This window comes from Marinomonas ostreistagni (assembly GCF_016888445.1).
In the GTDB taxonomy this organism is placed as follows: Bacteria; Pseudomonadota; Gammaproteobacteria; order Pseudomonadales; family Marinomonadaceae; genus Marinomonas; species Marinomonas ostreistagni.
Genome location: NZ_JAFEKF010000003.1, coordinates 210,779 through 229,123, shown reverse-complemented (window position 1 = coordinate 229,123; position 18,345 = coordinate 210,779). Strand labels below are relative to the sequence as shown.

Annotated in this window: 20 protein-coding genes; 5 read left to right on the top strand and 15 right to left on the bottom strand. The window is 47.5% G+C overall.

The window, feature by feature from the left end; genetic code table 11:
• The 6 genes from kdsB to astE all read right to left on the bottom strand — a co-directional run bounded on the left by kdsB (position 1) and on the right by astE (position 5,496).
• Positions 1 to 768 (bottom strand): 3-deoxy-manno-octulosonate cytidylyltransferase, encoded by a 768-nt coding sequence (gene kdsB / locus JQX58_RS10835; protein ID WP_204146877.1) that lies wholly within the window; start codon positions 766 to 768, stop codon positions 1 to 3.
• Positions 768 to 1,358, bottom strand: a complete 591-nt coding sequence (locus JQX58_RS10830) for a KdsC family phosphatase (protein ID WP_204146876.1) — start codon at positions 1,356 to 1,358, stop codon at positions 768 to 770. The genes kdsB and JQX58_RS10830 overlap by 1 nt, the downstream gene beginning before the upstream one ends.
• Positions 1,358 to 2,215 carry a 3-deoxy-8-phosphooctulonate synthase gene (gene kdsA / locus JQX58_RS10825; RefSeq protein WP_204146875.1) on the bottom strand — a complete coding sequence of 286 codons (858 nt, stop codon included), beginning with the start codon at positions 2,213 to 2,215 and terminating at the stop codon, positions 1,358 to 1,360. The genes JQX58_RS10830 and kdsA overlap by 1 nt, the downstream gene beginning before the upstream one ends.
• Before the next feature lie 19 nt (positions 2,216 to 2,234).
• Complete coding sequence (locus tag JQX58_RS10820) at positions 2,235 to 3,215, bottom strand: KpsF/GutQ family sugar-phosphate isomerase (protein ID WP_204146874.1); 981 nt, start codon at positions 3,213 to 3,215, stop codon at positions 2,235 to 2,237.
• 86 nt (positions 3,216 to 3,301) lie between these two features.
• Positions 3,302 to 4,405: a zinc ABC transporter substrate-binding protein ZnuA gene (gene znuA, locus JQX58_RS10815; protein WP_204146873.1), complete on the bottom strand. Its 1,104-nt coding sequence runs from the start codon at positions 4,403 to 4,405 to the stop codon at positions 3,302 to 3,304.
• A gap of 77 nt (positions 4,406 to 4,482) precedes the next feature.
• On the bottom strand, positions 4,483 to 5,496 hold the full coding sequence (gene astE, locus JQX58_RS10810; RefSeq protein WP_204146872.1) for a succinylglutamate desuccinylase: 1,014 nt from the start codon (positions 5,494 to 5,496) through the stop codon (positions 4,483 to 4,485).
• A gap of 169 nt (positions 5,497 to 5,665) precedes the next feature.
• Here astE and JQX58_RS10805 point away from each other — a divergent pair, with 169 nt between their 5' ends.
• The 3 genes from JQX58_RS10805 (at position 5,666) to hemE (ending at position 8,235) form a co-directional block, all read left to right on the top strand.
• Positions 5,666 to 6,202 (top strand): NUDIX hydrolase, encoded by a 537-nt coding sequence (locus JQX58_RS10805; protein ID WP_204146871.1) that lies wholly within the window; start codon positions 5,666 to 5,668, stop codon positions 6,200 to 6,202.
• The gene (locus tag JQX58_RS10800; protein ID WP_204146870.1) at positions 6,186 to 7,004 is read left to right on the top strand and encodes a DUF2927 domain-containing protein; all 819 of its coding nucleotides are present in this window, start codon (positions 6,186 to 6,188) and stop codon (positions 7,002 to 7,004) included. The genes JQX58_RS10805 and JQX58_RS10800 overlap by 17 nt, the downstream gene beginning before the upstream one ends.
• Positions 7,005 to 7,128: 124 nt before the next feature.
• The gene (gene hemE / locus JQX58_RS10795) at positions 7,129 to 8,235 is read left to right on the top strand and encodes a uroporphyrinogen decarboxylase (protein ID WP_204146869.1); all 1,107 of its coding nucleotides are present in this window, start codon (positions 7,129 to 7,131) and stop codon (positions 8,233 to 8,235) included.
• Positions 8,236 to 8,259: 24 nt separating this feature from the next.
• Here hemE and JQX58_RS10790 read toward each other — a convergent pair whose 3' ends face one another.
• Positions 8,260 to 8,637: a hypothetical protein gene (locus tag JQX58_RS10790; protein ID WP_204146868.1), complete on the bottom strand. Its 378-nt coding sequence runs from the start codon at positions 8,635 to 8,637 to the stop codon at positions 8,260 to 8,262.
• A gap of 127 nt (positions 8,638 to 8,764) precedes the next feature.
• Between JQX58_RS10790 and glnK the strand changes: the two genes are divergently transcribed.
• The gene (gene glnK / locus JQX58_RS10785) at positions 8,765 to 9,103 is read left to right on the top strand and encodes a P-II family nitrogen regulator (protein WP_204146867.1); all 339 of its coding nucleotides are present in this window, start codon (positions 8,765 to 8,767) and stop codon (positions 9,101 to 9,103) included.
• A gap of 61 nt (positions 9,104 to 9,164) precedes the next feature.
• Here glnK and JQX58_RS10780 read toward each other — a convergent pair whose 3' ends face one another.
• The 6 genes from JQX58_RS10780 to JQX58_RS10755 all read right to left on the bottom strand — a co-directional run bounded on the left by JQX58_RS10780 (position 9,165) and on the right by JQX58_RS10755 (position 14,557).
• Positions 9,165 to 9,881, bottom strand: a complete 717-nt coding sequence (locus tag JQX58_RS10780; RefSeq protein ID WP_204146866.1) for an ABC transporter permease subunit — start codon at positions 9,879 to 9,881, stop codon at positions 9,165 to 9,167.
• A gap of 4 nt (positions 9,882 to 9,885) precedes the next feature.
• Entirely contained in the window at positions 9,886 to 10,575 is a 690-nt protein-coding gene (locus JQX58_RS10775) for an ABC transporter permease (protein ID WP_204146865.1), read from the bottom strand.
• Positions 10,576 to 10,637: 62 nt separating this feature from the next.
• A complete protein-coding gene (locus tag JQX58_RS10770; RefSeq protein ID WP_204146864.1) occupies positions 10,638 to 11,393 on the bottom strand; it encodes a transporter substrate-binding domain-containing protein in 756 nt (251 codons plus the stop codon).
• Positions 11,394 to 11,476: 83 nt separating this feature from the next.
• Positions 11,477 to 12,244 carry an ABC transporter ATP-binding protein gene (locus tag JQX58_RS10765; protein WP_204146863.1) on the bottom strand — a complete coding sequence of 256 codons (768 nt, stop codon included), beginning with the start codon at positions 12,242 to 12,244 and terminating at the stop codon, positions 11,477 to 11,479.
• Positions 12,245 to 12,540: 296 nt separating this feature from the next.
• Positions 12,541 to 13,374 (bottom strand): S-formylglutathione hydrolase, encoded by an 834-nt coding sequence (gene fghA / locus JQX58_RS10760; protein ID WP_204146862.1) that lies wholly within the window; start codon positions 13,372 to 13,374, stop codon positions 12,541 to 12,543.
• A 67-nt stretch (positions 13,375 to 13,441) separates the two neighbouring features.
• Positions 13,442 to 14,557, bottom strand: a complete 1,116-nt coding sequence (locus tag JQX58_RS10755; RefSeq protein WP_204146985.1) for an S-(hydroxymethyl)glutathione dehydrogenase/class III alcohol dehydrogenase — start codon at positions 14,555 to 14,557, stop codon at positions 13,442 to 13,444.
• Positions 14,558 to 14,688: 131 nt separating this feature from the next.
• On the opposite strand from JQX58_RS10755, the gene JQX58_RS10750 reads away from it, so the two are divergent.
• Entirely contained in the window at positions 14,689 to 15,594 is a 906-nt protein-coding gene (locus JQX58_RS10750) for a LysR family transcriptional regulator (RefSeq protein WP_204146861.1), read from the top strand.
• Here JQX58_RS10750 and JQX58_RS10745 read toward each other — a convergent pair.
• Together JQX58_RS10745 and JQX58_RS10740 are read right to left on the bottom strand one after the other, a co-directional pair.
• The gene (locus tag JQX58_RS10745; protein WP_204146860.1) at positions 15,591 to 17,543 is read right to left on the bottom strand and encodes an acyltransferase family protein; all 1,953 of its coding nucleotides are present in this window, start codon (positions 17,541 to 17,543) and stop codon (positions 15,591 to 15,593) included. The two genes, JQX58_RS10750 and JQX58_RS10745, sit on opposite strands and share 4 nt — an antisense overlap.
• Before the next feature lie 220 nt (positions 17,544 to 17,763).
• On the bottom strand, positions 17,764 to 18,333 hold the full coding sequence (locus tag JQX58_RS10740; protein ID WP_204146859.1) for a DJ-1/PfpI family protein: 570 nt from the start codon (positions 18,331 to 18,333) through the stop codon (positions 17,764 to 17,766).
• Between the last annotated feature and the right edge of the window lie 12 nt (positions 18,334 to 18,345).

The following is an 18,345-nucleotide window of genomic DNA, read 5'->3' as shown; positions in this document are numbered from 1 at the left end:
CTAGCGCCCGAGCTTGGCGCTCAGTGCGGCAAGATCTTCAGGCGTATCCACGCCATGGGGCGGTAGCTCCTGTGTCAGCGCCACCTGAACCTTAATACCCTGATGTAAAAAGCGTAGTTGCTCCAGCTTTTCCCACTTTTCTAGTGGCGACATCGGCATCTGGGCATAGCGGCCCAACAAAGACACTCGGTAGACATATAGGCCAACGTGACGCAAGGCGGGATAATCAGCACTGATCTGCGCAGGTTGCTCAGCAAAACCGTCACGATCCCATGGCATAGTGGCGCGACTAAAGTACAACGCGCGGCCTTTAGCATCACACACGACTTTGACGACACTAGGGTTAAAAATGTCTTCACTACGATGAATCGGGCAAGCAACCGTTGCCATTTCTGATTCTGCATCATCCGCTAGGGCTTTCACTGCATCATGAATCAAAGCAATCGGCAACAATGGCTCATCGCCTTGAACATTCACCACGATCTCATCGCCCGACCAGCCTTTTAATTGTGCTACCTCTGCTAGGCGCTCGGTACCATTTTCATGGTCGGTACGAGTCATGACCACATCCGCTCCAAAGGCTTGTGCCGCAGAGAAAATATCCGCATGGTCCGTGGCGATCGTCACCGACTCTGCACCCGCTTTAAGCGCCAGCTCGTACACCCACTGCACCACTGGTTTACCGGCTAGATCAGCCAACATCTTTTGTGGAAATCGCTGCGAAGCAAAACGTGCAGGAATCACAATATGAAAGTTAGGCAAATTCATTAGTTGTCCTTCTTTTCGAACTCGGGGCGTTGTGCCAACTCATAGGCCGCTTCAAGGCTCATGCGTGTGGCCAGCACTAAATCAGCGACTTCACGTGCAACGCCTTGCCCACCTGCGCGTTTAAGCGTGATATCACAGTGACGCAAAAGCAGCGTATGGGCATCATTAGGACACATAGAAATGCCTATTTTAGGCATTACTTGAAGGTCAATGACATCATCGCCGACATAAGCCACCTGCTCCGGCTCAAGCGCCAAAGTTGCCATGAGTTCAGCAAATGCCGCAGCTTTATCATGACAGCCGTAATAAACATGCTTCACGCCAAGGTCGGTCATTCGCTTACGTAACGGGGCGGAATCTTTCGCAGTAATCACGGCGACTTCAACGCCCCATTGTGGCAACAGCTTAAGCGCCACGCCATCTTTGACGTTAAAGCGCTTTAATTCTTCGCCGTGCGCACCGTACAGTAAACCGCCATCGGTCAACACACCGTCGACATCAAAAATCACCAGCTTCAGATAAGGCAACTTTTTCATCAAAAGATTGCCCTGCTCCAGCTGCTCATATTGCGCTAACAACCGAGTATCCATTAGGCGCTGGTATCCAAGGTTTCAAAGGTTTTGACCAGCTCATCAAGCTGTTTCACCTGTTTTAAGAAAGGCTCAAGCTTATCGAGTGGTAATGCGCAAGGACCATCACATTTAGCGTTATTTGGATCTGGATGAGTCTCTAAAAACATGCTTGAAAGTCCTAGCGCCATCCCCGAGCGTGCCAATTCAGCAACCTGAGCACGACGGCCGTCAGCCGAATCTGAGCGGCCACCAGGGCGCTGTAAGGCGTGGGTCACATCAAACATTACCGGAAAACCAAACTGCTTCATTTCGCCAAAGCCAAGCATATCGACCACTAGGTTGTTGTAGCCAAACATGGTGCCGCGCTCACACAACATTAGTTGATCATTACCGGCTTCTTGGCACTTAGTGAGGATGTGCTTCATCTCATGCGGCGCTAGGAATTGCGCTTTCTTGATATTAATCACCGCACCAGTTTTCGCCATTTCGACCACAAGGTCGGTTTGGCGTGACAAAAACGCCGGTAGCTGGATCACATCTGCTACTTCGGCAACGGGCATGCACTGCTCATTTTCATGCACGTCAGTAATGACTGGCACATCGAATGTCTCTTTGATTTCTTGCAGAATTTTTAGGCCTTCATCAAGGCCTGGGCCACGAAATGAGTTGATCGAAGAACGATTCGCTTTATCAAATGAGCCTTTGAAAACATAGGGGATGCCGAGTTTTTGTGTCACTTTGACGTGTTCTTCTGCCACTTTCATAGCCAAGTCACGTGATTCCAAAACGTTCATGCCGCTAAATAAAACAAATGGCAAATGGTTTGCCACTTCTACCTTGTCACCAATACGGATAATTTTGCTGGTTTCAGACATACTTCAGTATTCCTTTCGTTTAACGGTCGTAGATTTCTAATAGGCCAACGACATTTTCAGCGTCATCAACAGCGACTAGAAGCGTAATTTTATCGCGCAACATGCGCTCTTCGGCTTCGACAATCATGGTATCTTGCGAAATCGTCTTAGGGTTCGCCGTCATCAACTCGGCCATGGTTTTGGACAACATGCCAGCCGCGTCTTTCAGCATTGCGCGGCGCAAGTCGCCATCGGTGAAGATGCCCACTAAGCGCGCACCGTCTTTTACTAGCACCACACCGCGTCGCCCTTCTGTCATCACGGCAATGGCTTCTTGCAAAGACGTTTGAGGCGTACAAAACGGTAGATTATCTTTGTGCATCAGATCCCGTACACGGGTCAGCAGTTTGCGCCCTAAACTACCACCTGGATGGAAGCGAGCAAAATCCTGTGGCTGAAAATCACGGCATTGCATCAATGCAACCGCCAGGGCATCACCCATCGCGATCGTCATAGTCGTCGAGGTGGTTGGCGCCAAATTATTAGGGCATACCTCGCGATCAATTGTGATATCCAAAACACAGTCGCAATGCTGCGCCAACGTCGATTGAGGGTTCCCCACAATCGCAATCGCACGGTTGCCAAAGTTCTGCAGGGAAGGTAATAAACGAATAACTTCTTCGGTTTCACCAGAATAACTGATTAAGACAAGCGTATCGTCTGCGTGCACCATCCCAAGATCGCCATGAAAGGCTTCTCCTGGATGCATAAAAAATGAAGGGGTACCGGTGGAAGCCAAGGTCGCGGCGATTTTTTTACCGACAATGCCTGATTTCCCCATACCACAGATAATAGTGCGGCCTTTGCCACTAAGAATGATATCAACGGCCTGTGCAAACTGTTGATCGATGCGCTCAGCCAAGCCAATTAGGGCCTGTCCTTGAGTCGTGAGTGTGGTTTTTGCGCTGCTAATTAACTGGCTAGCATCACACGTTAACGTTGCTTGTTGTTGATCGCTCATGGGCTCATTCACGTTGATGAATACAGCGCCCATTATACAGAGGGAAAGAAAGAACGCCTACCACGATTGGTAGGCGCCTTTGAGGATTATTTTAGGCAAGCGGTGTATTGATCCGCCAAACCTTTTAAGAACAAGGCATAGCTGTTTGGCCCCAGCTCAATATTGGTTCCTAAAGGATCCAACGTCGCTGTTTTTACATCCGTGTCTTCGATGAGTGTGTCGACAATCGCAGGGCTAAACTGAGGCTCACTGAACACACAAGACACACTGTGATCTTCGATCTGCTCGCGAATACGCGCGACAGTTTGTGCACCAGGTTTACGCTCTGGGCTGACAGTGATAGCCCCTTGATTGTTTAAGCCGTAGTGATTTTCAAAGTAACCGTAGGCTTCATGGAAGACAAAGTAAGGCACCTCTAAAACACTAGAAAGCTGCTTTGCAACATGACGATCGGCTTGCTCAACACTACTTATAAACGCTGCAAGGTTTGCTTGGTAATCCGCTTGGTGCTGAGGGTCGATTTCGACCAATCGCGCTGTGACAGCTTTGGCCAAAAGCTCTGCATTGACAGGATCTAACCAAACGTGTGGATCTGTGCCGGTATGATCGTGATGATGACCTTCATGTCCGTGATCATCATGCTCGTCGTGACCGTGATCATCGTGCTCGTCGTGACCGTGGTCATCATGCTCGTCATGACCGTGGTCATCATGCTCGTCGTGACCGTGGTCATCATGCTCGTCGTGACCGTGGTCATCATGCTCGTCATGACCGTGGTCATCATGCTCGTCATGACCGTGGTCATCATGCTCGTCGTGCGCAGCATGATCGTGACCTGGGTGGTCATGCTCGGTCTTATCACCAAATTCACGCAAGAAAGCACCATCCAGTGCCATCCACTCTACATCTTTTTGTGCGGCTAAGTTTGCCAATGGCTTTTCCATGAATGTTTCCAAGGACTCACCCACCCACACCACTAAATCTGCTTGATTAAGCTTACGTAGATCTGAAGGGCGCATGGCAAAATCGTGCGGCGACGCTTGATTGTTCACCAGCTGCTCAACCGCAACATGCTCTTGACCAATTGCCGATACGATCATCGAAACGGGCTTCACCGTAGTGACGACTTGAGTTTGCGCAAAGGCTGAGACAGACAATAGCAACGAAGCGGGTAAAACGTATTTAATCATGACAAGAAATCCAATCCAAAGATGTTATAACATAACAATATCAATAAACCCGCATCGACTCAATCCCCCTAAGCTAATCAGACGCTTCTCACTTTATCCCAATCACATTGCCTCACCACTAGACCCGCCCGCTGACCCACAGGTATATCTGTATTAGGAAAGACCAAAGCATCGCCCGTCTGCTTGACGATGTAACGGTTTTGGCTCGACCAGGCTAACGCTTCCCCTTGCTCAAATGCCGTAAAGTTAGGTACAGCGTTTGATACCCCTAGCTCAAAATCCGGCGCATCTTTCACCAGTACATCTACAACTGCAAAGCATTTTAGCGTCTCTTGATAAGCTTTAGTGGCCAACTGGCCAGTACGGATCATTTGCGTTAATACCTCACGCATCTGTTGCAGCTGGCTCAGGTCGTTGGCGCCAAATGGACGCACTTTACCCAGCTCAATGGTCGCCGCTTCAGCGCCATGGGTGGCATAAGAATGATAAGAAAAAGTCGTTGTCGGCTGATGCGATAGTAATACGGCCTCAAGCCCCATTGCGGCATACAAACCAAATTGCTCGTCTTGATAGGGTTTACCAGACGTATAAGGATGCACTGCAAACGTCTCATAAGCTGACGCTCGGATCGCCGTATGCAGGTCATAGTGCAGCTTTTTACCTGTCGCCTGCGGATCGTCAAAGAAGCGCGCCACCTGTTGCTCAAGCTGCTGCGCACGCTCAACCTCTCTACCTTGATAACGCTGCCAAGCCCCTTGAAATAATCGATTTAAATTCACCTCACAAAAGCGTGTTTGCGCCACCGCAGCTTGCGGGTGTCCGATAATAAACAAAAGCGGCACCACAGGTGTTAACCGCCCGCCAAGAATGTCACGCAATAGCTCATTTAAAAGCTCCATGGGAGCGGTTTCATTGCCATGTATACCGCTTGATAAAATAACGCGATCAGCACAGCTATGTTCTGGCACAATACGTAGTACACCGACTTGCTCCACATACGCCATACCGCCAGGAAAGGCTTGCGCAAAAGGCGCCTGTTGATCTGGATGCGCCAATGTGAAAGCCAAAAAGTCGTTATCTGGGATCTGCATCCACACTCCTCCCTCAATACATCATGTTATGAGTATAGAAGCGATCTCAGTGATCAGCGCTGCCGCGTCGTATTTAGCACACTTATAGAGCATAGGAGCGCACCGCAGCCCTTTTAAAAGCTAGGATAAATGGTTAACCTTTTGCTTTTACCAGAATAAGTAAGACGTCATGCCCGAAACAGATGAAATCATCACTTTAGTCGACCGTAGCAATCACATTATTGGCGATATTCCGCGTCGGCTGATGGACTTCGAGCATGACATTCACCGAGTCACGTTTATCCTCGTCTTCACAGGCCCTGATACCCTGTTGCTACAAAAGCGAACCGCTACCAAAGCCTTCTGCCCAAACTACTATGGCATCACAACGGGCGGCGTCGTGGCCACAGGTGAAAGCTACGATGAGTGTGCTGCGCGCGAACTGGAAGAAGAGCTAGGGGTCAATATTCCTCTGCAAAGTGAAGGTGTGTTTTTTACTGAGGGAGAAGGCTTTCGTATCTGGGGTAAAGTCTACACTTGCCACTACGATCCAAGTGCTCACGGCGCATTAACGCTGCAGCCACGTGAAGTGGCCGAAGTCAAACAACTGACCATTGATGAAATATTGAATAATACCTATCAACTTGACTTCACGCCTGACACCCTTGATGCTCTACGTCATTACGTTGCGAATACGCTAGAGAATGCCGATGAAGATTGTCACTAAAACATGCACATCGATTGCCCTGCTTAGCACCCTTTGGCTTGCGCCCCTAACGCAGGCCTACAGCCCCTCTGATGTCGAACAACCACGCTGGCACAACGAACAATATGTCGCCGATAGCTTCATCAAAATCGCCTTGCAACGAGAATACAATGAAACCGCTAATCCTAAATTAGTGCGCTGGGAGCAACCCATACGCGTGTTTATGAGTAGCGAGGTGGGTGATGAATCTTTGCAACATCAACTACTCAGCACCCATATGCAACATCTTGCTGCGATCACAGGCCAGCCTATTGCCTTTGTTGAAAATCCAAACAATGCCAATATCTTCGTTATCTTTACCCAGTTTGATCAGGTTGAAGATAAGGTACGCCAATACATCGGTGATCCAGAACGCATTCGTGCAGCCCTGGATGAAGCAGTCTGTTTAGGGAACTTTAAGATCAATAGCCGCCAAGCGATCCAACAAGGCACCATTATTATACCTGTCGACTATGCTCGCCACCGCGGCCGTTTTTTAGATTGTATCGTTGAAGAAATCACCCAGCTAATGGGGCTACCCAATGACTCGGATGATGTCTTCCCATCCATCTTCAACGATCGCAGCATTGACTCATACTTGTCACCGCTGGATTACCTATTACTGAAAATATTGTACTCGCCGGCCTTACAGACAGGCATGACACCTGCACAAGTGCGCCAAAAACTGCCTAGCATCCTCAAAAGCTTGCGCCAAAACGGTGATATCCAACACGCCCCACAACGTGTTTATCAAGGTAGCTTGCGTCAATTCGTCGGTGAATAAGCAATTTTTTAAACTTTTCCCACGCTTTTATTAACCCGAGTCATAAATTCTGGTTATTCCATCTTTTTTTTGCCTCAAGTTAGGTAGAATGCCTAAAACTTAAAAGCTCAGTTGGAGAAGTTGAATGTTTCCAGAACTCAAAAACGATCGTTTTCTACGTGCCCTTAATAAAGAACCGGTCGATGTCACCCCTGTATGGATGATGCGCCAAGCCGGCCGTTATTTACCAGAATACCGTCAAGTGCGCGCCACTGCTGGCGACTTTTTGAGTTTATGCAAAGACGACTCATTTGCCTGTGAAGTAACCCTACAGCCACTAGAACGCTTCGACCTAGATGCTGCCATTCTGTTCTCTGATATTTTGACCATTCCTGATGCCATGGGTCTGGGGCTTTATTTCGAGACTGGCGAAGGCCCTAAATTTAAGCACACGGTACGTACTCAAGCCGATGTGGATGCCTTGCCGATCGCTAAGGCCACTGATTTAGACTATGTCACCAAAGCCGTTACTACCATTCGTCATGCTCTGAACGGTCGTGTGCCTCTTATCGGCTTCTCTGGTAGCCCTTGGACATTGGCGACTTATATGGTGGAAGGCGGCTCAAGCAAAGACTTCCGTCATATCAAAGGCATGATGTACCAATCACCAGAGACTCTGCACGCCCTGCTGAACAAGCTTGCTATCTCAGTGACCGATTACCTAAACGGCCAAATCAAAGCCGGTGCTCAAGCGGTGCAGATCTTTGATACTTGGGGCGGCGCCCTTAGTGGTCCGATGTACCAGCAGTTTTCACTGATATACATGCGTCAAATCATGGATGGTTTGATCCGTGAACACGAAGGTCGCAAGATTCCTGTGATCATGTTCACCAAAAATGGCGGCCAGTGGCTTGAAAATATGGCTGCTGCGGGTGCCGATGCACTGGGCCTTGACTGGACAACGGACATCGCTGAAGCCCGTGCACGAGTCGGGGATAAAGTTGCGCTACAGGGCAACATTGATCCATGCGTACTGTACGCTGACAAAGCTGTGATTGAGCGCGAAGTCGCTGCTGTATTAGAAGGCTACGGCAAAGGCTCTGGTCATGTGTTTAACCTTGGTCACGGCATCCATCAGTTCGTCAATCCAGACCACGCTAAGTATCTTATCGATGCAGTACACGAGCTAAGCCGTCCTTACCACGAGCCCGACTTCAATGATCTGGATGCTCTCAACGATCTAAAGTCGTAATTCGCATCTAGAGTAAAAGCGCACTTACAGGCCAGCGGCTTGTAAGTGCGACCATTGCTGTAAACATAAGTCTTGCGGGCTATGCTTATCTCTCACCCATTTACCGTTAAGCTTGCGCTTGATAGCAGCAAACTCCTCATTAAGATAACAACACACATGATCGCGTCCATGGCGATCAAGCCAAGATAAGCGAGCCAAGGTCGTCTCTTGATTCCAACCTAGTAAAACCAAGCGCAATACTAGCGCTTTATTGTCTTGAGTGACCGCCCTAAAGCTTTGTAGGCATTGCGGCATCGAGCAATGATGAATGTGCGTATCTGCTTGCTGTGCCAAACAGGTTTTAAGTTGTGCTACGAAACCGTCCAAGCCTTGTTCAAACGTGATTAAGCGATTCTGATCCATCGACACACCTCCCTTCATAGCGCAATAGAATTCACTGTTAACTGTAGAACATTTTCATGCAATTAGTAGCGGGCGCTGACATTGAATGGTAATTTATAGGAAATATTGCCCTGCATGGAGAACCTTTATGAAATTAGTAACAGCTATTGTTAAACCGTTTAAATTAGATGAGGTGCGCGAAGCCCTTTCTGAAATTGGTATTAACGGCATCACTGTTACAGAGGTAAAAGGCTTTGGTCGTCAACGAGGTCATACCGAACTCTACCGCGGTGCTGAGTACGTGGTTGACTTCTTACCTAAGGTAAAACTGGAACTTGCGATCGAAGATGAGCAAGTGGACTTGGCCATTGAAGCCATCCAAAAAAGTGCCAACACTGGCAAAATTGGCGATGGTAAAATCTTTGTTACCGCACTTGAGCAGGTGATTCGTATTCGTACCGGCGAGACAGGCGGTGACGCAATCTAAGCGATATCCCCATAAAAAAGCGCACTTTAAGGTGCGCTTTTTTTGGTTTCAAACTTACTGGCTAACCCTTGTCCGGCACCTTGATCGATTGGGTACCCAAGTAGCGATTCTGACGCTTTTCTACTAAGCGGAAGATATAAATCACCACCATAGAGATCAACAGATAAATTGCGCCGGCCGCCAAGAAAATCTCGATTGGCGTATAAGTACGGGCAATAATCGTGCGCGCCATCCCAGTTAAATCCAGCAAGGTGATGGTGCTAGCTAAGGCACTGGCTTTAAGCATTAAAATGATTTCATTGCCGTAGGCTGGCAATACGATACCAAACGCACGTGGCAGTAAAATACGACGATACATTTGTGTTTTCGTCATACCGATTACCTTACAAGCCTCCACTTCCCCCTCTGGAATCGCCTGAATGGCACCACGAAAGATCTCTGCGGTATAAGCTGAGGTATTTAAGGTGAATGCAATAATGGCACACCAAAATGGCTCCCGTAACACTGGCCACATAAAGCTTTCACGCACCACCTCAAACTGCGACGCACCGTAATACACCAAAAAGATCTGTACCAACAGCGGGGTACCGCGAAAGAAAAAGATGTAGGCAAACGGCAGACCACTGATCAAAGGGTTCTTAGAAATGCGTGCCAACGCCAATGGCAGCGCCACGATCGCGCCTAATACAATCGACAACAAGACCAGCTTGATCGTCATCCAAGTGCCGCTTAACAGTCGCGGTAAATACTCAATAACAACTGAAAAATCTAATTCCACGATTTTACCCTCGGCTGATCCCGCGACTGGCGCGCTTTTCTAAGTAATGTACGACAATCATGGAAACGATTGTCAGCGCCAAATACATAAACGCCGCCACCAAATAAAACAGAAACGGCTCTTTGGTATTACTTACCGCGACATTGGCTTTGCGCATAATATCTTCTAAGCCAACCACAGATACCAGTGCAGTATCTTTAAGCAATACCAAAAATAAGTTACCGATGCCAGGCAATGCGATACGCCAAACTTGTGGCAAAATAATGCGGAAAAACTTACGTCGCGGATGCATGCCCAAGGCTGTCGCCGCCTCGTGCTGGCCCTTAGGAATCGCCTGTAACGCGCCACGAAATACTTCAGTAGCGTAAGCGCCAAAGGTAAGACCTAGCGCCGTGACACCTGCGGCAAACGGGCCAATTTCAATATACTCGTCATAGCCAAATACACTAGCGATCGACATTAGTACCGTAGTGGCACCAAAATAGATAATCAATACGGTCAATAACTCAGGCACACCACGGATAATGGTGGTATAGAAGTTAGCAATCCATTGCAACGGTTTAATACCGGATAATTTGGCAGAGGCGCCCAATAGACCGAGCACTAACCCGACCAACAATGAGCACAGCGCTAACTGGATGGTGATGCTCGCCCCTTGTAAGAGCTGATCACCAAAGCCGTGAAGATTTAACATAGACACATCTCGTTTAAACAAAAACGGCGCGCATAATGCTGGCGCGCCGTTTTACGATCGTATTAATAGATAGAGAATGGGAAGTACTTAGCGTTAATTTGCTCGTAAGTACCATTATCGATGATTGCCTCCAACGCTTGGTTGAATTTCTCTTTCAGATCATCCCCTTTACGTACGGCAATACCGATCTCATCTTCTTTTTTGAACGACTCACCCTTGAACTCGAACTGATCGCCATTACCGGATGTTTTGAGCCAGTCATAAGTTGGCAGCTCATCTGATAAAACGATGTCCAGGCGACCAGATACCAAATCTAAGTAAACGCTGTCTTGGGTGTCGTAGAACTTAAGCGTGGCCGTATCCATGAAGTTATCTTCAAGGTATTGCGCTGCAAGCGTTGCACGTTGAGCACCGATCACTTTGCCTTCAAGGCTATCAAGATCGAACTCTTTGCCTTTAGGCGCTAGGTAACGCAAGCCACCCGAGTAATATTTATCGGTAAAATCGACCTGACGCAAACGCTCTTCAGTGATCGACATTGAAGCAATAATGGCATCAAATTTACGTACTTTAAGGCCAGGAATCAGACCATCCCAGTCTTGGGTAACGACCTTACAGTCCGCTTCCATCTGCTCACACAATGCCCAAGCGATGTCGACATCAAAGCCTTGAGGTTCGCCATTATTATCGATGTAGTTAAACGGAGCCCATGCCCCCTCCGTAGCAATACGGATAGTATCCGCAGCGTTTGCAGTAAACGAAGTCGCCGCTGCTGTCAGAATAACCGCCGAGCTAAGAGCCAGTTTTTTGATAGTCATTATGAGATCCTTTTGTCAGGTTATTAGAGTTATATAGTACGCTTTTAGGCGTTCTGCCTAGATAAATCGTACTCTATGGGAATTTAGAAAACCGTCGATAAGAACGCTTTGCAACGCTCAGAATCCGGAGAACCGAAGACTTTTTCAGGGGTGCCCTGCTCTTCCACCAAGCCTTGATGCAAAAACACCACTTCACTGGAGACTTCGCGGGCAAAACTCATTTCGTGCGTGACGATCAACATGGTGCGGCCTTCATCCGCCAGTCCACGCATGACGCCTAACACTTCGCCGACCAACTCAGGGTCAAGGGCCGAGGTTGGCTCATCAAATAATAGAATTTGTGGATCCATCGCCAAGGTGCGAGCAATCGCTACACGCTGCTGCTGACCACCAGAGAGCTGGTTAGGATACATGTGCTTTTTATCTGCAATGCCTACTTTATTAAGTAGGTATTCAGCGTATTCTTGAACTTCTTTTTTAGGGCGATTCAGGACATGCAGCGGGCCTTCCATGACATTTTGTAAAATCGTCATATGCGGCCAAAGATTAAAGTTTTGAAACACAAAACCAATTTTTTGACGCAAACGCGTCAGCTGTTTCATATCCGCTGCGATCAAATCGTGCTCACCTTGCTTTAACTGCAAGGCTTCGCCATTAAATTGGATTTCACCCTTGGTTGGGTTTTCAAGCAAGTTAATACAGCGTAAGAAGGTACTTTTACCGGAGCCACTGGACCCTAAAATCGAAATCACATCGCCATCGTGAGCTTCTAATGAGATTCCTTTCAATACTTCATGATCGCCAAAGGTTTTATGAATATCCTTCAATACTAAAGCAGGGTCTTTAGACATGTGTGTTACCTTTATTGATGACTCTTTGTACATAAGGATAGGCAGGGTAACGCCTAAACTCACGTTCGCATCGGGTTCAGGTAGAACCCATCAAAAATCACGCCAACTACGTAAACTGTATTTTAAAACGTTTTTGAAGGTTTTACCGCTGTTTATTATCCAACTGGACAGGATTGGGGGCGAATTTTGGCGATTTTGTCCGCATTTCGCAAGAGGCATTAACATTAAGACCATAAAAAAGGCGAACCTTGAGGTTCGCCTTTTACATTCACACAACAAAATTTGCTTGAGCAGTATTACAAACCCAGCGCTTTGCCGTGGTGTTCTAGATGGTCATCGATGAAGCTTGAGATGAAGAAATAGCTATGATCGTAGCCAGATTGACGACGCAGTGTCAGCTCATGACCGTATTTTTCACAGGCTTGCTCAAGCGCTTCTGGCTTAAGCTGCTCTTCTAGGAAGTTATCCGCTTCGCCTTGATCAACCAACAGTGGCAGACGCTCTTCAGCAGTCGCGATCAACTCGCACGTATCCCATGCTTTCCACGCTTCACGATCATCACCTAGGTAACCCGTGAAGGCTTTTTCACCCCAAGGGCATTGGGTTGGGTTCGTGATCGGGGCAAAAGCTGATACTGACTGATAACGACCTGGGTTTTTAAGCGCACAAATAAGTGCACCATGACCGCCCATAGAGTGACCTGAGATAGAACGCTTATCTGTCACAGGGAAATGCTCTTCGACTAGGTTTGGCAACTCAGTCACCACGTAATCGTACATGTGGTAAGTGTTTGAGTAAGGCGCCACCGTCGCATTGACGTAGAAACCAGCGCCTGAACCAAAGTCATAGCTGTCGTGCTCGCCTGGGTAATCGGTACCGCGGGGGCTGGTGTCTGGCATAACGATTGCTAAGCCTAGCTGCGCTGCTTTTTTAAACGCACCCGCTTTTTGTGAGAAGTTCTCATCAGTACAGGTTAGACCTGACAACCAGTACATTACTGGCACATTTGCGCTTTCTGCTTGAGGTGGTAGAAAGATCGCAAATACCATGTCGCCTTTGACAGAAAGACTTTCGTGACGGTAGCGCTTCAGCCAGCCACCGCTTACTTTTGTACTTGATAAAAGTTCCATATATCCCTCTTTAGCTCAGTAAAAAAAGCCCATCCTATAGATGGGCTTTTTGCTACAAATGACTTACTTAAACGTCAAACTCGATAACGGTACGGATACTTTCACCTTCGTGCATTAGGTGGAAAGCTTCGTTGATGTCTTCAAGTTTCATTTTGTGCGTCACGAACGGATCGATTTCGATCTTGCCGCTCATGTAATCTTCTACGTAACCTGGAAGTTCTGTACGGCCTTTAACGCCACCGAACGCAGAACCACGCCATACGCGACCAGTCACCAACTGGAACGGACGAGTTGAGATTTCTTGACCAGCACCGGCTACACCGATGATGATCGACTCACCCCAACCTTTGTGACAACACTCAAGCGCTGCACGCATAACATTTACGTTACCGATACATTCGAAAGAGTAGTCAACACCACCATCAGTCATCTCAACGATCACTTCTTGGATTGGCTTGTCGAATTTAGATGGGTTGATGAAGTCGGTCGCACCGAACTGCTCAGCCATTTCGAATTTAGATTCGTTTAGGTCAACCGCGATGATGCGAGAAGCGCCAGCTAGACGAGCACCTTGGATACAAGAAAGACCGATGCCACCTAGACCGAAGATAGCAACTGTCGCGCCTTCTTCAACTTTAGCTGTGTTAAGAACTGCACCGATACCGGTAGTTACACCACAGCCTAGTAGACAGATTTTGTCCATTGCCGCTTCTGGGTTAACTTTTGCCAAAGAGATTTCTGGTACAACGCTGTACTCAGAGAACGTTGAACAACCCATGTAGTGGAAGATCGGCTCGCCATTGATGCTGAAACGGCTAGTGCCATCTGGCATAAGACCTTTACCTTGTGTCGCACGAACGGCCTGACAAAGGTTAGTTTTACCAGATTTACAGAATTTACACTCGCCACACTCAGCAGTGTAAAGTGGGATAACGTGATCACCTGCTTTAAGAGATGTAACGCCTTCGCCTACAGCTTCAACGATACCCGCACCTTCGTGGCCTAGGATCGCAGGAAAAATACCTTCTGGGTCTTCACCAGAAAGCGTGAATGCGTCAGTGTGACAAACACCTGTTGCAATCATGCGAACAAGTACTTCACCTGGCTGAGGATCTTGAACTTCAACTTCTTCGATTTTAAGAGGTTGACCAGGACCCCAAGCTACGGCTGCTTTACATTTCAACATTGTGAACTCCGTCTTAACTTAAATAGTTAGTGAAACATGCGGGGCGTAGTATAGCCGCAAATAACTATTGCGATAATATCTGTTTTAGAAAAAAATTATTGTCATACTGCAACAATAGAGAGAAGAGCATGAAACAATGGGAAGCGATGGAAGCTTTTATCGAAGTGGTACATCAAGGCAGCTTTTCGAAAGCAGCAAGCCGTTTAAAGGTGTCAGCGTCACATATCAGCCGACTAATCACGCATTTAGAAGAGCGGTTAAACACCACACTACTGTTTCGCACCACACGCAGCATTCGCTTAAGCGAAGCGGGTGAGCGCTTTTACCAACATTGTCGCGACCTGCCTAATACCTTAGCCGCCGCGGAAGAAGCTGTGAGTGCACTGAACCAAGCCCCCATGGGTACCTTACGTATAACCTGCGCGACGACCTTTGGCGAGCGCTACTTAGCGCCGCTCCTAAATGACTTCTTACTGCAGAATCCGAAAGTAGATCTAGACCTGCACCTCACTAACCGCGAAGTCGACCTGATCGAAGAAGGCTATGATCTCGCCATCCGTATGGGTGCCCTGCGTGACTCCAGCTTGCTGTCGCGTCGTTTGTGTGATCGTGCCGAATATCTCTGTGCCTCACGCGAGTACGTCGACCAGCATGGCATTCCACACACCTTGGCCGAGCTAAACAAACATCAATGCCTGATGGGCTCCAAAACCCACTGGGTGTTTAGTCACAATGGTCAACGCAAAGAAGTCAAAGTGGCCAGTCATTGGCGCAGTAACTCAGGCCCTGCCTTACTTGATGCCATACGCCGTGGCTTAGGCATCGCACAGTTGCCTGACTACTATGTAAAAGAAGACCTCGCCTCCGGCAAACTGGTGTCGTTATTGCCGCAATACCAGTACCCATATACTGGTGTATGGCTAGTTTACCCTAGAGCGCAACAACCTTCGCCTAAACTTAAATCCGTGTGTGACTACTTAATTCACCGCTTTAAAACTGAAGATGTTTTTAGTCTATGGAGTAAGACGCCTTAATGAGATAAAAGCTCGTCAAACAGTAACGGGACGACCTGTTTGGCGCCGAGCTCGTTAACATGATTGGTATCCGAATAAAGCGGCATGGAGCCATGACCGGTTGGCGAGCAGCTCTCTTGATTACAAAATAGTGGCGCTACCTGCAGCCGCTTAATTTGATCTTGGTATTCAGAGAGCACCTCAAACACCTCCTGATTACGCAGTTGGTATTGAGCAAGTGATAAAGTAGGTAATGATGCCGATGCCTCGCTAATGGTATTGGCGTCGCCCATTAAGATTTTCTGAGCAATATAACGATAAGTATTGTGCTGAAACTCAGGTACTGGCTCGACAACTAGGACTTCTTTATCAGCCTCAATAAGCGCTTCGATAGTTTTAGCAAACGAACGCTCGAAAACTTTAGGATTGTCCTCTGCTGAATCAGCACGTCCTTCATTATCCGCCAAAAGCTTGGGGGTATTCGTATCACGGTAGCCTTTGGTGTAGTTAGCCCACTCGGCAAACAGCACCACTTTATCGATATTTGGATTAGCCAATACTTTAGTAAAAGCGGTCTTCATAAATACAGCGCAATGCTCATAATAAGCAAAGCCGTTGATCAGCGGCGCACAATAACCATCACTCACCGCAATGCTCGCTACTTGGGCTTTCGTTAGATACTGATCTGCATACTCAAAAAGCGCCCCCGCATGCGAATCACCAATGATGGCATAACGAATATCACCTGAGCCCAGTGTACAGAACTCATTATTCAGCATTTGTTCGGGTGTTTTTTTGCCTTCATCATGACAATAACTTTGCTGCACCGTACTAATCGAATCCAGTTGCTTAAAAGTCTTGTCTAAGCGCCCTTCAAACCCTTCTTGACCGTACCCCACTACACCGAGCCCGCCCATAATCAATAAGCCAGCGCCAGTCATAGCAAAAATCTGCTTTGTGCTAACACCAGGCGTTCGAAACGGCGTTTCAATGAACTTCCAACTAACATAAGCCACAGCAAGCGACAGCAACGACAAGCCCAATAGATCCAATTGAGATAACCCATCAAATGAGCGCAAACGAGCAAAAGCAAACAGCGGTTGATGCCAAAGATAGGCCGAATAACTGATTAAGCCTATGCCAACAAAAATTTTTAAGCTTAATAGCTTAGCGACATATGTATCACGTGTTGCAAATACAATTAACAGCGTCGCGCCCATTACTGGCAGCAATGCATAAACGCTTGGAAAAGGCATGGCGTCATCGTACAAAACAATGGCAAAAACAATGGCCAAAAGACCCACCGCTGCAAGCCAGTTATTGCCAGAGACGGTACGCTTATGAAGTAAAAAAGCCACTAAAGAGCCGATAAACAGCTCCCAAAAACGGCTAAAACTGAAAAAGAAGTTGTGCTCAGGGTAATTGCGCCAACCCCATTCAGACAACGTAAAACTGAGCAAACATAAAATCAAAATAGCCAGCAACGCCTTATTAAAAGAGCGACGCATAAAGAAATATAGAAGTGGCGGGAAGAATAGATAGTACTGTTCTTCAATGGCGAGGGTCCATGTATGCAACAACGGCTGCAGCTCGGATGACGGCGCGAAGTAATCGACTTTCGACATAAAGTAGAAATTCGATAAGAACGTTACGGTGGAAAAAAGGCTCGCACTAAATTCCTCTAACTGACTTGGTAACATCCATAGCCAGGCAAAAGGCAAGCAAGCCAGTAACACAGCAAACAATGCTGGCATGATCCTTCGTGCCCGTCGTTCATAAAAGCGTACGATGCTAAAACGCTGTTTTTCGATATCGTTGAGTAAAATGGTGGTGATCAAATAACCGCTGATGACAAAAAAAATGTCCACGCCGACAAAGCCACCGCTAAAAAGTCCCACTCCCGCGTGGAACAAAATAACTGGCACAACCGCTAAGGCACGCAAACCATCAATTTCGGCTCGATATTTCAAACAACAACTCACATACAATAAAGAACAGTTAAACGGCCGAATTCTAGCACCTATTCCAGCCAAACGTTAGCGATTCTCAATAAGTAAGCCGTTTATTTACTCGCAATAGACGCTCTACGCACTTTGTTAAAACAGTACGAAACAGAGGTTGCATTATGTTTTTAATCAGAGACATTTTAGAAAGGATGGAGAGTGGGTCGCCCCACCCTCCGTGAACAAATTACGTATTAAGCAGTTTGTAGAATTGCGCTAGCCAGTCAGGGTGCGCTGGCCAAGCAGGCGCCGTTACCAAATTACCATCTGTTACGGCTTTATCGACATCAATGTCTGCATAGATACCGTTGGCAAGTTCAACTTCCGGTTGGCATGCTGGATAAGCGGAGCATTTTTTGCCTTCGAGCACGCCCGCTGATGCTAGCAGCTGCGCGCCATGACAGATCGCTGCCACCGGTTTATCCGCTTCAAAGAAATGCTTCACCATCGCAATAACGTCTTTATTAAGGCGCAAATACTCAGGTGCACGCCCACCCGGAATAACCAAAGCATCGTAGTCTTCCGCTTTAATGTCGGCAAACGTTGCGTTTAGGGCAAAGCGATGGCCAGGTTTCTCGGTATAAGTTTGATCCCCTTCAAAATCATGAATCGCGGTCGCCACGGTATCACCCGACTTTTTATCTGGGCACACCGCATGAACCTCATGGCCGACACTTAACAGTGCCTGAAATGGCACCATGGTTTCGTAGTCTTCCGTGAAGTCCCCAGTGATCATCAAGATTTTTTTGCTTGTCATAACGTGCCTCCT

What these genes read in the sequence shown, in the direction of transcription:
- JQX58_RS10750 (WP_204146861.1), top strand. Translation starts at nt 14,689, where the DNA reads ATGAAACAATGGGAAGCGATGGAAGCTTTTATCGAAGTGGTACATCAA.
- astE (WP_204146872.1), bottom strand. Translation starts at nt 5,496, where the DNA reads ATGCAGATCCCAGATAACGACTTTTTGGCTTTCACATTGGCGCATCCA.
- JQX58_RS10770 (WP_204146864.1), bottom strand. Translation starts at nt 11,393, where the DNA reads ATGACTATCAAAAAACTGGCTCTTAGCTCGGCGGTTATTCTGACAGCA.
- kdsB (WP_204146877.1), bottom strand. Translation starts at nt 768, where the DNA reads ATGAATTTGCCTAACTTTCATATTGTGATTCCTGCACGTTTTGCTTCG.
- JQX58_RS10765 (WP_204146863.1), bottom strand. Translation starts at nt 12,244, where the DNA reads ATGTCTAAAGACCCTGCTTTAGTATTGAAGGATATTCATAAAACCTTT.
- JQX58_RS10800 (WP_204146870.1), top strand. Translation starts at nt 6,186, where the DNA reads ATGAAGATTGTCACTAAAACATGCACATCGATTGCCCTGCTTAGCACC.
- znuA (WP_204146873.1), bottom strand. Translation starts at nt 4,405, where the DNA reads ATGATTAAATACGTTTTACCCGCTTCGTTGCTATTGTCTGTCTCAGCC.
- JQX58_RS10805 (WP_204146871.1), top strand. Translation starts at nt 5,666, where the DNA reads ATGCCCGAAACAGATGAAATCATCACTTTAGTCGACCGTAGCAATCAC.
- JQX58_RS10820 (WP_204146874.1), bottom strand. Translation starts at nt 3,215, where the DNA reads ATGAGCGATCAACAACAAGCAACGTTAACGTGTGATGCTAGCCAGTTA.
- JQX58_RS10775 (WP_204146865.1), bottom strand. Translation starts at nt 10,575, where the DNA reads ATGTTAAATCTTCACGGCTTTGGTGATCAGCTCTTACAAGGGGCGAGC.
- JQX58_RS10790 (WP_204146868.1), bottom strand. Translation starts at nt 8,637, where the DNA reads ATGGATCAGAATCGCTTAATCACGTTTGAACAAGGCTTGGACGGTTTC.
- JQX58_RS10740 (WP_204146859.1), bottom strand. Translation starts at nt 18,333, where the DNA reads ATGACAAGCAAAAAAATCTTGATGATCACTGGGGACTTCACGGAAGAC.
- fghA (WP_204146862.1), bottom strand. Translation starts at nt 13,374, where the DNA reads ATGGAACTTTTATCAAGTACAAAAGTAAGCGGTGGCTGGCTGAAGCGC.
- glnK (WP_204146867.1), top strand. Translation starts at nt 8,765, where the DNA reads ATGAAATTAGTAACAGCTATTGTTAAACCGTTTAAATTAGATGAGGTG.
- hemE (WP_204146869.1), top strand. Translation starts at nt 7,129, where the DNA reads ATGTTTCCAGAACTCAAAAACGATCGTTTTCTACGTGCCCTTAATAAA.
- JQX58_RS10830 (WP_204146876.1), bottom strand. Translation starts at nt 1,358, where the DNA reads ATGGATACTCGGTTGTTAGCGCAATATGAGCAGCTGGAGCAGGGCAAT.
- kdsA (WP_204146875.1), bottom strand. Translation starts at nt 2,215, where the DNA reads ATGTCTGAAACCAGCAAAATTATCCGTATTGGTGACAAGGTAGAAGTG.